Origin of the sequence: Bradyrhizobium sp. LLZ17 (assembly GCF_041200145.1) — a bacterium.
Classification (GTDB): Bacteria; Pseudomonadota; Alphaproteobacteria; order Rhizobiales; family Xanthobacteraceae; genus Bradyrhizobium.
On the sequence record NZ_CP165734.1, the window covers coordinates 7127204 to 7141440 of the forward strand.

At 60.4% G+C, this 14237-nt stretch carries 9 protein-coding genes and 4 pseudogenes; 4 read left to right on the plus strand and 9 right to left on the minus strand.

The window, feature by feature from the left end; genetic code table 11:
* Positions 1-156 precede the first annotated feature (156 nt).
* From AB8Z38_RS34115 to AB8Z38_RS34125, 3 genes and pseudogenes are all read right to left on the minus strand, one after another.
* Positions 157-514 (minus strand): annotated as a pseudogene (locus tag AB8Z38_RS34115) (hypothetical protein); the annotation flags it as partial.
* Between the two features lie 1093 nt (positions 515-1607).
* A complete protein-coding gene (locus AB8Z38_RS34120) occupies positions 1608-1757 on the minus strand; it encodes a hypothetical protein (protein ID WP_369721937.1) in 150 nt (49 codons plus the stop codon).
* A 1008-nt stretch (positions 1758-2765) separates the two neighbouring features.
* Positions 2766-2965 (minus strand): annotated as a pseudogene (locus tag AB8Z38_RS34125) (NYN domain-containing protein); the annotation flags it as partial.
* A gap of 343 nt (positions 2966-3308) precedes the next feature.
* Here AB8Z38_RS34125 and AB8Z38_RS34130 point away from each other — a divergent pair.
* Positions 3309-3440, plus strand: coding sequence for a hypothetical protein (locus AB8Z38_RS34130; protein WP_369721938.1), 132 nt, complete (start codon positions 3309-3311; stop codon positions 3438-3440).
* A 286-nt stretch (positions 3441-3726) separates the two neighbouring features.
* Positions 3727-4152: a hypothetical protein gene (locus AB8Z38_RS34135; RefSeq protein WP_369721939.1), complete on the plus strand. Its 426-nt coding sequence runs from the start codon at positions 3727-3729 to the stop codon at positions 4150-4152.
* 1188 nt (positions 4153-5340) lie between these two features.
* Here the strand turns inward: AB8Z38_RS34135 and AB8Z38_RS34140 are convergent.
* The 4 genes and pseudogenes from AB8Z38_RS34140 to AB8Z38_RS34155 form a co-directional block, all read right to left on the minus strand.
* The gene (locus AB8Z38_RS34140; RefSeq protein ID WP_369721940.1) at positions 5341-5721 is read right to left on the minus strand and encodes a response regulator transcription factor; all 381 of its coding nucleotides are present in this window, start codon (positions 5719-5721) and stop codon (positions 5341-5343) included.
* A 113-nt stretch (positions 5722-5834) separates the two neighbouring features.
* Positions 5835-6488, minus strand: a complete 654-nt coding sequence (locus AB8Z38_RS34145) for a response regulator transcription factor (protein ID WP_369721941.1) — start codon at positions 6486-6488, stop codon at positions 5835-5837.
* A complete protein-coding gene (locus tag AB8Z38_RS34150) occupies positions 6485-8200 on the minus strand; it encodes a PAS domain S-box protein (RefSeq protein WP_369721942.1) in 1716 nt (571 codons plus the stop codon). Before AB8Z38_RS34150 ends, AB8Z38_RS34145 begins: the two co-directional genes overlap by 4 nt.
* Before the next feature lie 22 nt (positions 8201-8222).
* A pseudogene (locus AB8Z38_RS34155) lies at positions 8223-8609 on the minus strand (PAS domain S-box protein); the annotation flags it as partial.
* A 1057-nt stretch (positions 8610-9666) separates the two neighbouring features.
* On the opposite strand from AB8Z38_RS34155, the gene AB8Z38_RS34160 reads away from it, so the two are divergent.
* Entirely contained in the window at positions 9667-9855 is a 189-nt protein-coding gene (locus AB8Z38_RS34160) for a hypothetical protein (RefSeq protein WP_369721943.1), read from the plus strand.
* Between the two features lie 606 nt (positions 9856-10461).
* Positions 10462-10689: a hypothetical protein gene (locus tag AB8Z38_RS34165; protein WP_369721944.1), complete on the plus strand. Its 228-nt coding sequence runs from the start codon at positions 10462-10464 to the stop codon at positions 10687-10689.
* Between the two features lie 201 nt (positions 10690-10890).
* On the opposite strand, the gene AB8Z38_RS34170 is transcribed toward AB8Z38_RS34165, so the two are convergent.
* Both AB8Z38_RS34170 and AB8Z38_RS34175 read right to left on the minus strand, forming a co-directional pair.
* Positions 10891-11337 (minus strand): DUF4399 domain-containing protein, encoded by a 447-nt coding sequence (locus AB8Z38_RS34170; protein ID WP_369721945.1) that lies wholly within the window; start codon positions 11335-11337, stop codon positions 10891-10893.
* Between the two features lie 17 nt (positions 11338-11354).
* Positions 11355-12885: pseudogene (locus tag AB8Z38_RS34175) on the minus strand (SUMF1/EgtB/PvdO family nonheme iron enzyme).
* Positions 12886-14237 lie beyond the last annotated feature (1352 nt).

The following is a 14237-nucleotide window of genomic DNA, read 5'->3' on the forward strand; positions in this document are numbered from 1 at the left end:
GGCAAGTGTACGCGAGCATCGACGCGGAGCTCCGTAATTGCCTCGCGGACACTGTCGCGATCAAGAATGCGGATGAGCCGGTCGATGGTCGCTGCTACATCGCTCTCGTGCGTGAGATAGTCGGCCAGCGCCATCATCGCGAGGCCATGCTCGACGAGCTCCGCGCAGGGGCAGCGCCAGCTGGACAGCAAACGGCCGGCTGGCATTTCGCTTCGATGAATGCGTGCAGCGCTGGCGCGATTTCGCCGTCGACCATGTCGTGCTCGGCCAGCTCGTCCGCGACCTCGCTGGTCGCATCGCGAGTCCAGCCCTCGACGGCATTCAAGGCCACGACGCGGACCGGGTAGGCGCATTGGCCAGACAGCAGATCGCGGACGACCGTCTCGAAGTCAGTGTCCCGCTCGTCAGTCTCCCGCCAGGCGCAGCCCGCACGTGCGTCGAAATCTTCCAAGACGAGATAGACCTCGCGATCGAGGTGATCGAGCGGCACGATCGAGGGCCGCGACGAACGCATACGCTTACTCCGCAACAGGCGAAGAGACGGCCTCGGCTTGGAAGGGATGGACGGTATGACCGGAACCGCTCCGCCGACTTTTGCAGCAGGCGCGACCGGCAAGCGCGTCGCGACGCACGCCGCCAATCCGCGAGGTCGGCTTCTTATGCAGAATTTTAATGTGTCACTCGAGGAAGAAGGCGAATGTTTTAGCGACTCGCGGTTATATGGTGCCTGGTCGCAGCCGCCTGCGACCAGGCGGCCGGGCGCCATGTTCTTCCTGCAACCCCAGGGCCAATGGATGCTCGGCCGCTGCAGCTAACAGGGGGCGGTCAGAGGAGGCAACACCACCTGAGGTCATTCCTGCGCGAAGCCGAAGACCTGAGACTTAAATGCCACGCCTCTCGCAACGAACCGTCAGATAGCACGCGGCGAGCGAGGAGATCGCTCCAAGCTGGCTTGCGGAGGATGAATATTGTGTGTGCTGACAAGGGCGCAATCCTCGCACCTAAACAGCCAGGACCTGGCATGTTCGCCCAAAAACCTCATGGGCCGTAAGCAAAGATCGCACTTCCGGACCGGCTCATTGCCGCCAGCTTCCGTGAAAATGAACTTCATCTCCACCCCCTGCGCCTCAGGTCATACGAATCTGATCTGCAAGGAAGTTAAAGGGGGCGCGCCCGTACAGTTCGCGATTCGTGGCGGAGTGTTGCCTCTTCTTGCCCTCTAACCCAACGCTGCCGACCGCCGTGGTAAGGTCGAGCGCGGTGCTTGGACACCAAAACCCTCCAGACCCATGCGGCAAGCGGCGCGGAATAGCATGGGCCCGACGTCGCCACGCTCAAACGGTGCCACCTTGATACCATTCGGCCGCCGCGCTAGCAGCCTCTGGAGGTTTGTCTTTCGCAAGTGCAGCGGCAGATCGCAAAGCTCGTCGCTGCCGAGCGCCAGCACGTAGCGCATAAAGCTGCGCTTTATGATCATGCTTGTGCGAGTGAAGAGCGTTGAAGTCGGAGAAGCGATCGACGCCGAGGATCACCGCTTCGCAATCGATGACGAAGTGCTTCTGTCGGTTCTTCAGCGCGGCCTCGGCAATCCACGGATAGCGCTTGCTTCAATCCGTGCCGTTGCGCGAGAGCAGCCGCACGCACTCGTTCTCCCGGATGACTAGCATCCGATAGCCGTCGTGCTTCACCTCGTCGATCCAGTCCGGTCCTGACGGGACCTGCCTGCCGGCGGTCGCCAGGCAAAGCTCGTACGCCATACGCATAACGTCGAGATAGGCGTCGGCCCGCGAATATGCGAGTCTTGCAGCATTTCATGGCGTGTCGGAACCAGGGAGGGAGCCGATGTGCACAGCATTGCCTTACGTGGGAATTGGCGTCTGCGTGTCTCTTATGGCGTGGTTGGCGTTGGGACTGGTGCTCTAGGCCAGGAGACGCCCGAATTGGCATGCACCGGCGCGGGAACGCGGCACAAATGGACCGCGGGAGAACGTGTGGTCGTTTGCGATGCGGCGGGATCGCGTCTCAGCGGCAAGCAAGGTGTCGTTCTCGGGTTCGGCGCTACGCGAAGTAGGCTTCGCGTCTTGCTCGACGGTTCGAGGGGGCCGATTACCCTGCACGTGACCTTTGTCATTCCAGTGGCGCAACAGGATAGCGACGGCGCGCGGCTGCCTCTTCGGGGTGACTAGCCTTGTTTGAATTGAAGTTGAGGAGCGGCAAAGTCGAGAGATCGATCGGCTCGTCCGGCGGTCGATCGAGTTCGACCGCTTTCCCTCTGCTGAGTAGGGCAAGCCAGCGCCCACCAGCAGGGGCCCCGCAATGATCAGCCAGTGCGGTAGTTCCAATGTTGCCATTTGTGAGTAGTGACCAAAACTCAAAACGCACCCGCGTAAAGTGGTCGACTTTGCCCAATGTCTGGCATGGAAGCTGGACGACCCAGGCTCTCGACAGCCGAGTTTTCCTTGCTCAGGGGCTGTTCCAAAAATCGTAACGTCTGAGACATTGGTCTTAAGCAGCCGTCGATAGCGGCTGATGTTGCTGTCATGGGCGTGCAGACAGGTGACTTCTTCGTCGGTCACGGTGCCTGGGTGTGGCTAAAAGAAATCTACCGAGAACGAAAAAGGTAGTAGTGGCGTTCAAACGCGAGTTTATGAAGCAAGCTTCTGCCTAGCACCCGATTGTCAACGAGGTCCGCCGGAGCTTACTTGCGATCAGCCGGGCGCAAATGCCGGGCTTATTCGCTAAATGCCCTTATTCTCGCGCGGGACTCAGTTCTCGAGAACGCTATCATTTCCCTTCGGTACCGCGGCGGTCTGATGCTCTGGGAGCTGCTGGGTGTGATAGCGGGACTCCCGCTCGCGCGCAGGCGGGCGTTCGGACGGATGGCGGCCGATCTTAGCTCGGGCGGCTCGTCGCCGATCATCGGCGGCTGGCTCGCGATCGTGGACACCACGGTGACCCGCACACCGTCGCCTCAAGGTGCTCGGCTTTAGGGGCTCTGAGCGGGTTGTTAGAGAGTGGGCGACACGCCGGCGGCGCGCTGAAACGCCCGATGCTCAAAGTCTACAGCGCGTGCTGTCCTCCAGAACTATCGCCCGCCTGATGACCAATGGCCGCCACGCGTTATCAAAGTCTGAGACCGTTACCGTCGCGGCGATCGAGCAAGGCGTTCCTCTCTTGGTGGAAGCTCGCGAGATCATCACTGCTTTCCACACGATGGTCCGCAAGAAAGCTCGCGTGAATCTTGACTCGAGCATGCGCAAGTCTCGTCGCCGTCCTTCGCCAACGGCATCACCAAAGAAAAGGCCGCCATGAACGCTGCGATTACAACATCTTGGTCCAACGGGCAGACCGAAGGCCAGATTACCAAGCTCAAGCTCGTCAAGCGTCAGATGTACGGGCGCGCCAAGCTCGACCTTGCTTCAGGCCCGCTTGATCGGTGATACATGATCACTGATGCACCAAAATTGCGTCAGAGCCAAATTTGCAGGCCGATTGACACCTCTCTCGGCCTCACACCTCGGCGCAGCCAATCTGGCGAAACTGAAATTGCCAAGATACGGGATGAAATACCAGCCCGGCAATACTAACCTCAGAGGCGCCGAGCTACCGTCGCGATTCCGTTACCATGACTCAAGAGGCCAAGACAGCGGCCACCGACACGCAGACGCCGGCGCCGTGTCGGGGCTCCGACATGCTCGGTTTGGCCTATTTCGCTATGGCCGGCACTTGGAGCGGCTAACCCTTTTTAGCCGTGGCCTTTTCGACCGTTTGGAGGCAGGTTCGGTCCTGAAGGGAACTCTAGCCAGCGGCGTTCTCATGGCTCACTCTCCATCCATCGTGCCGCAGAGTGCGGCAAACCACGATGTCTACATTGTGCTTGAGGACTTTGGCGGCCGTCTCGGGCGGGCTTGGTGCGAAACGGCAGAAGAGGATGGCAATCGTGCGACTCTGCTGCGGCACCTGATCGAAGGTCATTACATTCGTCCAGCTCGCATCGTCGCCTTCAATACGACCGAGGGATGGTCGCGCGATGTGACCGCGGATATTGCGGATGAGCTGCGCCGTCGCTTCGTCGAGTTCGAGGACGTGGCACCCTCCATGCTGGAATTCCTGGAGAGAGCCGCGACCAACAAATCCGTAAAGCGCAGCTGAAGTGTCTTTCCGCCCGCTTTATCCACATGACCGCCAGCCAATTGTGATGCAGTGCACGGAAGTGCCAGCCATACTGCCGGCTCGGGCTGAAGGGGAATGGTCTTATTTTTGCTCGTTCTCCACAGCTCTGAAGATTAGTTGCATCCGCGAGCGCCTATTAGCCCGTCTTGTGTCGCTGGACGTTGGCTTCGCCTTCCCTTTGGGCCGGTTCGCGCGGAGCCTGCCGCAGGCGCCGCCCTCGTTCATGGCAACCATGATCCCCTGGTCGCGGAGATATCCAAGAACCTGTCGCGGGACCTCGATTTCACACGGACATCGGCCGGGAGGTTCTGCCTGCGGCAAGCGGCCTCGAGGAGGTCGAAAGCCTCTGCCTCAAGCTCCATCGGGAATCGATCACAACGCCCAAGTCGCTGTCAACCGACCCGATGGAAGGATGGCGCAACGCTGGGGCGTATGCGGGAAAGATTTTCAAGGGCGCCAATCCCGGTGACTGCCGATCCCGCTGGCAAGTAGATCCCTCCTCGTGATCAATCAAAGAACGGTAAGATCGCTTGGCATCGCCGTGCCTCCGTCGCTTCTGGCACTCGCCGATGAGGTCGTTGAATAGAATCGGAGACTCCCTTCTTGGCCATCCTCAGCCGAAGCTCGCTCGAAACCGGGTCATGTTGCCGTCAATGACAAACCACCCGGTCAATCCCCGCTGGCATCTGCCGCTGCTTTTGGCAAAATAGACATGCGGGGCTGCTACTTCACCAGCTCTCAGCACACCGGATGCAGAGAGCAAGGAGGCTCATGCGTGTTGAAACCGGCGATCAGCTCGAACTTCGCGAGGCTGTTGGGGATCAAATCCGCCATTCATGGAATCGTAAACGATGATCTCGTCAGCAATGTCACGCAGCGCCTATGGTTTTTGGCCTTTAGCCTCTAGCATTATTGATGTCTGCAGGTCCTCGACCATCCGTCGCGTCACTAGGACCGCGCGAAAGACGGCGAGATTCCACACTCGCGAGCGATGGTGGCCAATTGTCAAGGCGGCAAACATCAAGGTGGATCGAGGCTAACGGCGCGCTTCGTATGCCGTCAGGTCATCCGATCTCATCCAGGAGGCCGCGTACGCGACTACTTCGTGGAAAGGCCTTCGCGAGAAGCGGGGCTTTTCCTGGGTTGTTCTCGCGCCAGGCAATTGCTCTATGATCTCTCACCTGCTGCCAGCGCTCGCTCCAGGCAGTGCATCAGATCCGAGGCGGCGAACGGCTTACCTAGGAAACAGATTGCCCCGGCTTCGAGCGCACGCACCCGCACGCTCTCATCCGGGAAAGCCGAGATGAAGATGAACGGCGTAACCGAACCTTGGGCGCGCATCTGCCTCAGCAGATCGATGCCGGTTACGAATGGCATCTGCACGTCCGCGATCACGCAGGAGGTATCGTTCGAATCGGTCGACCTCAAAAACTCCTCGGCGGAGGCGAATGTGTGGACGATGTATCCGCGGGATTCCAAGACATTGTTGATCGCGGCCCGCACGTAGGGATCATCATCAAGCACCGAAATCACCGAAGCCACTGACAAGACGTCCGCTCCTCGCCCGGGATGCGCTTGCCGTCGCTACGGCCGCACATAAACGTGCAAGGTGAACCTGCCGGTCACCATTGGAAACTCATACTTAGGTTTGTACGTCGGGCTTACTGGGTCAGAATCCCGAGCGCCTCGCTCATCCTCACGAGGTCGGCCAGCGATTTCGCACCCATTTTCCGCATGATCTGGCCGCGATAGATTTTGACAGTGATTTCCGCCAAACCCAGCTGGGCCGCCACTTGCTTGTTCATCAGTCCCGACGTTACCAGCGACAACACGTCCCGCTCCCGTGAGGTGAGTGACTCGAAGCGTGATCTGACGCTTGAGATGGTCTTGTTGAAATCGCGGCGCTTGCGGTCTCGCTCGATCGCGGCCTGGACCGCGTCCAGGATGTCCTGGTCGCGAACGGGCTTGGTCAGGAAGTCGATCGCGCCGCTCTTCATGGCCCGAACGGTCATGGGAATATCGCCATGACCGGTGAGGAAGATGATGGGCGTATGGATATTTGCCTTGGCAAGATCGGTCTGCAGCTCAAAGCCGCTCGCTCCGGGCAGGCGGATGTCGAGCACCAGGCAACTGGGGACCTCTGGCGGCTTGGCCTGCAGTAGTTGCGGCGCCGAGCCGAATGCTTCGACCTTGAGACCGACCGACTCGAACAGATTGGTGAGCGCGCGCCGCATGGACGCGTCGTCGTCGACGATGAAGACGATGGGCTGATCGCCCTCGCCCTGCGGCGACGAAGGCTCCGCGCGCTCGGTCACAATGCGTCCTCCCGATGGAGCGGCAGAATGAACTGAAAAGTCGCGCCGCGCTCCTGGTTCGGCATGGCGGAAAGTCGTCCGCCATGGGCCTCGATAATGGAGCGGCAGATTGACAGCCCCATGCCCATCCCAGAGGATTTCGTAGTAAAGAACGGCGTGAACAGGCGGTCCATTGCCTGTTCACAGATGCCGACGCCGCAGTCGGAAACGCTCACCAGCGCCGCGCCGTCGCCGTTCGCGGCCGAATGGATCGCCAGCTCCCGCGGTCGATTATGGACGCCTTCCATGGCCTCGATCCCGTTCATGATCAGGTTGATTAGGACCTGTTGCAATTGGATTCTATCTCCAAAGATCCTGGGCAGTGCCGACGACAGCTCCATTCGCACCGACACGGCATGGCTGGCCATCTCGCGCTGAACGAGCGCGACGGCCTCGCGTACGACCGTGTTGGCGTCGAGCGAAACCATCTCGACGTCGGATCGCTTGGCGAGCGCGCGAACGTGACGAATAACGTCGCTGGCACGCTTGCCGTCCTCGATGATCCACTCGACCGAGCGATGCGCCCCCTTGAGATCGGGCGGGCTGCGCTGCAGCCAGGCGAGGCAGGCGTCGGCGTTTGCGATCACGGCGGCGAGGGGCTGGTTAATTTCGTGGGCAATTGAAGCCGTGAGCTCGCCCAATGTCGTGACGCGAGTCACGTGGGCGAGCTCGGCTTGAGCGTTGCGCAGAGCGTCTTCGGCCTGATCGGCCCGGATGGCCGCGGTCACGTCGGTGCAGACGCCACGATAACCCAGAAAACCTCCGCCGGCGTCAAAGAACGGCTTGCCGCTCGTTCGGACGTAGATCGGCTGCCCGTTGCGGTCTATGCTGCGATACACCAAGTCGCGGAATGGGACGTGGGCGTCGAGCGCCGTCCGATGTTGCCGCCATTTTTCGGGCTCGAGATCGGCGTTCGGAGCAATGTCCCAGCGTGTTAGGCCGATCAGGCCCGCGGGGGCGGTCATGGTATCGGAGTGTTCCGATATCAGAGTGATACGATGGTCTGGCCCCGTCTCCCAGAACCAGTCGGACGCGGTCTCGGCGTAGTCGCGAAAGCGCTGCTCGCTCTCACGAAGCCTTCGTTCTGCCTCTTTGGTTGCCGTGATGTCGGTCACCGATCCGACGAACTCGACGCGACCGCTGGAATCTCGCATCGCCCGTGCTACCGCTCGGACGTACTTGATGGACCCATCGGGCATTAGAAGCCGGTATTCGTGATCGTAATCTTTTCCCTCCAGAGCCGCCCGGCCGGTGGTCCGCTGCACTGCGAGCCGGTCCTCCGGATGGATCCGCTGGAGCATGAAAGGGATCGCTGGCCCGGTCCCCTCGTCGCACTGGAAGATGCGATAGGTCTCGTTAGACCACGTGATCTCGCCGGTTGCAGCCGTCCACCCGAAACTGCCGGTGTGGCTCAATTCCTGCGCCTGCGCGAGGTAAGCCTCGCTCTGTCGCAGCGCATTCTCTGCTTCCTTGCGCTCGGTAATGTTCTCGCAGGCGACCAGCACGATCGGCCCGCCATCCGCCCGCAGCATGGTCTTGGCGTTCTCGCGCACCCATAGCACCGAGCCGTCCTTGCGAACCTTCCGGATCTCCCAAGTGTGGGACTGATCGACTGTCGTAAGGCACAGCGCGACACGCGCGGACGAAGTCGCGATCCTCCTCGAAAAAGACATCCAGCACCGACCGGCCGATCAGTTCCGCAGCGGTATAGCCCAGTTGCGCCGCGCCGAACGTGTTCACGTTGATCACAGTTCCGCTCGGGTCGACCATGAAGTACATGACGGGGTTGTGCTCGAAGACTTGCTGCCACTGCTTGACCGCCTCCGGCAGACCGGCTTCACCGGACTCAGTGCGCGGCTTAGCAGTGACAGTTCGCCTGACGCAGCCGACGAGAAATTGCGCGGCTGACTTCCCGAACGCTGCTGCTCGGCCCGGCTTCATCGCAGACGCTCCCGGCGCTCTCTGCGTGAAGACAAGTAGAGCACGTCGCCGCCTGAGGAGCAATTCCAGCCAACGTCCGATCGAGCAGGTACGACGTTCGCCTTGGAATGACTGCTCACTGTCCTGTCGACTGCGGAGCATCAAGCACGCTGTACGAGGCAATCTTCGCGCGCTGGCCGTGCAACTGACGCAGTGTGCGCCGTCTCGTTGAACATGAACCAGCGCGAGAGCCCCGGGCGACTACGGGGTAAACCTAGGTATAGCTCCTCCATTCCTAGTCATGTCGGGCATTTACCTCCGTACAATTGAGCCCCTCCTGCCCGGCGAACTAGCGTCATAACCATCGGGAGTGACGACCAGCCGAACGCAGCGATTGTACGAGGACCGGGTCTGAACCATACGGCGGAGGTGTCTCACCGACAGGGGCACGACCAACGAAAGGCCGCTGCATCTCTCGACAAAAGCCGCGATCGCGGCAATTCACGACCCGGGAAGTCGAAGGGAACGAACAAGCAAGAGCGCAAACAACCAAGCGAGACAACAATGTGCAATACATCGGAACTTCCTGAGCCTCGCCTATCCGAGTCCGAGCGTTGCTCTTCAGTCAAGCGCTGTGCGCTGTGTGGCGGCAAGTTTGGTCTGATTCGCTATTATTCCTGGCGCACCGCGCTCTGCTCGAAGAAGTGCGTCGATCGCTTCCGCTCCCGCCGCGAACGCGACCGCCGGTGGTTGTTTCGGGCTCAGGCCGCGTGAGGCTGAGTTGGAGAGTTGACATCCTTCAGTGAATCTGAACCCCGGGAGCCCGCGCGTTGAACCGCTCGTGCAAGCTCTTCTGCTCGATGATTCTCCTCGGCTGCACTGCGACAGTCCAAGCGCAGGAGACGAGACAAGGGGCCGTTCATGGCCAGCACCCACCTCAGGACCAGGCGCTGCACGAAAGATTCTATTCGACCTGGCACATGCCGGACAATCCAGGCCTCAGTTGCTGCAACAGCGCAGATTGCTATCCGACCGATATCAAATACGTCGACGGCCAGATCTATGCACGGCGAAGAGAGGACGGCAGATACATTCTGATCCCACCGCAAAAAGTCGAGCGAAACAGGGACAATCCGGACGGCCGCAACCATCTTTGCGCTCCACCGCCCGCACTCTCTCCGTTGGACAGCGTTTACTGCTTCGCTTTGGGAGGCGCCACATGAGACTCGCGTTCTTACTGGTCAACGGCCGGACGCCCCTCCGGCACACCCGGTGCATGCAGTGCTGCGAGCCGATCGGCGGCAGCTATCTCCGCGAGATCGGGACCCACCTTCCTTACTGCGACCATCAGTGCTACGCGCTGTTCTGCGATGCGCTCGCGAAAGATCGCGTGAGGTCGGCGTCATGAAAATCATGGTCGTCATCACGAGCCCCCGTTGCGCGGGGCTACCAGCAGCACCTGCTTGCGGTCCCTCCGGTTCGGCTATGTCCGGCATGTGCGAACACAGCGCCGTTACCGTGACACGATTGCTACCGGTGCGGCGAGCTCGTGACGCTGTTAATGCAAAGGCGTCCCGGGCCGGCGGCGGGAAGGTCGAGTCGCCGCTGGCAATGTGATCGAGCTGTTGGCCGTCCCGAGTGCGTCTCGTGCTGGTGCTGCACAATACAGATCTGGGCCTTCGCAAGAGCCTTGGCGGGCCCGTACCTGAAGGCCGCAATCTGATCACGATGGAAGGAGGGTGACACCTGGCTACGCGACTGCACTCGCGTGGAAGCCGCAGCACCGAACCTCGCAGCGCCGCGCCCAGCCCCGGCGGCGTTGACTAGGGAGTAGGTGCTGCGGCCGCCACGGGTGTCGCTGTGCCGACCTCGTGCGTGACCACGCGCTGCTCGGACTTCCCGGCGACCATTTCGTTGTCTTCGAAGCGCGCACGACAGACGAGCACGTTCTCGATCACGCGCTGAACGTGGTGGGGAAAGAGCGCTGACGGCCGGCAAGAACGGGATCGACGTCGTGGTGCAGTCGCTGACCGGCGATGTGATGGCGGTGGCGAACCGCGACGTCAAGGCGGGCAATGCCGGCCTAGTGGCCGCGCTGGTCCAGGCGATGGCGACCGGCAACGTCAACGTGACCGCGAACAGGGCGATTGCTGCGCGGTCCGGGATAGACGCGGAAAACTTCGGCTCCGGCGCGATCTGGCTGTCACTACCGCTGATCGCGTGGAGTGATCGGTGCTGCTGAAGTAGCGGAGAATTTAAGGAATGGCAGCCGGAGCCGAACTCCTTCACCAATTGCGCAGCACGTTCTCATGAACGCCCAGATGACGGCCTGCTTGCGCCATCGACAGCGCGTTGCCTGATAAGCTTGACCGCTCCGATCTTGAACTCTCGACTGAATTCTGTCTCTGCATGACCAACCTCCGGCTTCATGAAGGGTTGCGACCTATTGCTTCGCTGTCGCCGACTGTCTAACCCGGACGGTGATCTTTTCCGATACGAGAGGCGGCTCGAACGGATAGTGCCTCGCGTCGCCCAGCACTAGTTGCAGGGTGTGAGCCCCGGGCGGGAGCTCGAGAAATGTTTCGGTCTGTCCTGCCCCGAAATGCAGATGCGATTTGTCCTGTGGGATCGGCTCCTTGGGATCGACGGGGTCGTTAACGTCGACTAGCAAATGATGATGGCCGGCGTTCTGATACTCGTCGCCGGCATGGGTCACTCCCATGTTGCGCAACCCGAACCGAACCGAGAATCCGCCGCGGACCTTCTGCCCGTCATGCGGGGTGATGAAGTAGAGCTTTGCGTCCTTGGGAGCCGTCTTGCCTTGCGAAAAGGCTACTCCCGGAAGTAAGGCGAGCGCCGCTGCCAGCGCGACGCAACGAAGGATCTGCATCAAACCAGCTCCACCAGTTAAGGACTGAGCACCACGCGGAATCCGTGCGTGGGATAGCGGACATTGGTGTCGTAGCTATCGCGATTGGACGGCCGCACATATCTCGAATCGTTCTTCCAGGAGCCCGAGCGCAGGACATGCGCGCTGCAGTCCCCGCTGCTCCATGCCGAGCCGTCAACGGGCGCGCCCTGGTAGGTTTTGTGCCAGCAGTCCTCGACCCACTGATCGACGCCGCCACCCATGTCGTGGAGCCCGAACGGATTCGGCCTGAAGCTACCGACCTTGGCTGGCTGCTCGGACGCGAGATCACCGCAATCCTTGCAACCGGCCACGCCCGTCTGCAGCTTGTCGCCCCACCAATATTTGGTCTGCGTTCCGCCCCGCGCGGCATATTCCCATTCAGCTTCGGTGGGAAGCCGATAAGTCTTCTTGGTCGCTTGGGCGAGATAGGCAGCATATTGTTGTGCGTCGGTCCAGCTCACATTACTGACTGGCGCATCGTCTTTGCCAATGGCCGTGAAGCCGCACGCCTTTGCAGCGGCGCACTCGTTCCATTCCTGAACGGTCACTGGATATTTGCCGATCAAGAACGGCTTAATCGTAACCTGGTGGACAGGACGCTCGGTCGGATCGTCATTGCTTCCCATCGCAAAGCTGCCGCCGCAGAATCGCAAGCATCTCGGGTTCGCGAACGGGAGTTGCCGATTGACTTGGCGTCGGAGCGGGCGAGGGTGGTGACGAAGCCAACGAGGGAGAAGGCTGCGGCGTTTGCGTCGCGGCCTCGCGCGGCGGAGCTTGTGGGCTTGGTGGCGCGACCGGAGAAGGGGTGGGCACCGAGGCCTGCTCACCCACCCTGCCGGGCGGCTGCGTCAGCAGATACCAAAGCACGCCGGCGGCAATCACCATAACCGTGAGGCTCAGGAGGAAGATCAAGGTATTCTCGCGCCGACCCCGGGTTTTGCCGATCGCATCCGCGTCCGGCAGGACGCGATAGACGCGCACCGGATCGGTGATGTTTTTGACCTTGCGGTCGCCTAGCGATTCATAGCCGCACACCACCTTGTGCTTGATCTGTTCATAGATCGCCCCCGAGATGTAGACCTGACCAGGCTCGGCAATGCCCTCGATGCGTGAGGCGATGTTGACGCCATCCCCGTAGACATCGTCCGACTCAACGATGACATCGCCAAGATTGACGCCGATCCGGTATTCGATGCGGGATTCCTTTGGAAGCGAGGCGTTACGGCCGACAAGGTTCTGCTGGATGACTATGCTGCATCGGACGGCTTCAACAGGGCTGTCGAAAATGGCAATGAAGCCATCGCCCGTCGTCTTCACGAGACTTCCATGATGCTCGATGATGCTGGGCTGGATGAGGTCCCGCTCGATCCGCTTGACACGTACGTGCGTGCCCTCCTCGTCAGTCTGCATTAAGCGACTGTAGGATGCTATGTCACCGACGATGATCGCTGCGAGACGACGAGGCCCGATGCCATGCGTAGGGGGCCCACCGTTATTCCCGGATCTGAAGTTGCGAATTTCGCCCATAGCGGGGACCCACAAACTTGCAAAAGCCACTCCGGCATACGACCGCACAAGAGGATCATCTATAAGATACATCACATCAATGAACGGAGACAATGTTGAAGCACTCATCTGCGTCGCGTTCCAGACAAATAAGGCCCACATGGATTAAACCTTCTTGGCTGTGGCGCCGACTAAGGCTTCGCCGTTAGCGCGTATGAGAACCGCAGGGTTCCGGAGGCTAAAACTCGTTTGTGATCTTACTTGTCGTGGCTCCATGCTCTCGCCGGTGGAGCCTCCGGCCAACCGGTGGGCTTCGGCAGTCCGAGCGTTCGCTGGGTAGATCGTTCGCGGAACATTGGGCCAATTGTGGAACATTTTTCCCATACCGCCGCACAACCGACAACCGGGGGCGAGCGCAAAGCGCCAGAGCCCGCCGCTCGTCCCGACGTGTTTCGAAGGCTAGCGCAGCTAAGATCGAAGGATTCCCACTCGAGCCGGTTTCTCAAGCTCCGAATCGGCGTTCCACGCGGCCGGCAACTCGCGTCCTTGCTCGATCGCTGCTCTAGTTATCGCAATCGGCAGCCAACCTGAGCTTTCTAAGGAACGGCGCAAACCCATCCGTTGGGGCATTCCTTTGCAACACTCGCTCGAACATTTTGGGTGGACGGCTTGACGGGTTTCTTTGCGACCTTTGCGCGCTTTTGAGCTTCAGCCTTCGACGCACACGGATCATGCCAGTGACGAGGACCGAAATCAGGCGACTGTCTAGGATCGCTGATCGGAGGAGCCGGCTGAGCCTCTTGCTGCACAGCTACGAAGCTCGCCTCTGTTTTCTGCTTGGGCAGCTCGACGTCTCTCTCGACCAAAATTTGCAGCCTCTTGGATTTGTTCGTGGTCGCGGCCGAGGGTGACGCAGCGAACTGGGGCATGCGACTCCGCGATTGGATCCGACCTGTTGCCTCCAGCGGAAATCGCACAGATTGCGACCACGCCAAGTACACCAAACACAATTGCTCTAAGCATTTGCCAATCCCACACCGGCAACGTTAGCAATTTGCTACGAATAGGTCTCGGAATGAGGCTGAGATCTTTAAGTTGATTGTCGTTGCCCCCGTGGGGCGAGCTGCTCGCCGAGGCGGAGTACTGGGATCGCCTGGCCGACGGAGTGTTGCTTACGCAAATGACCGAATGTAGCTCCGTCTCGTACCCCGTGATGCGGTCGCTATTAACCGCAAATGCCAACCACAAGCCATGAAATGCAGTTGCCGACGCATGAAAGACCTCGATACCGATCGATTGGGGTAATCCATCTGTGCAGGCGCACGTTTTAGACCCACGGATTAGGCTGGCTTGCGATACCCGGCGCGCGCTCC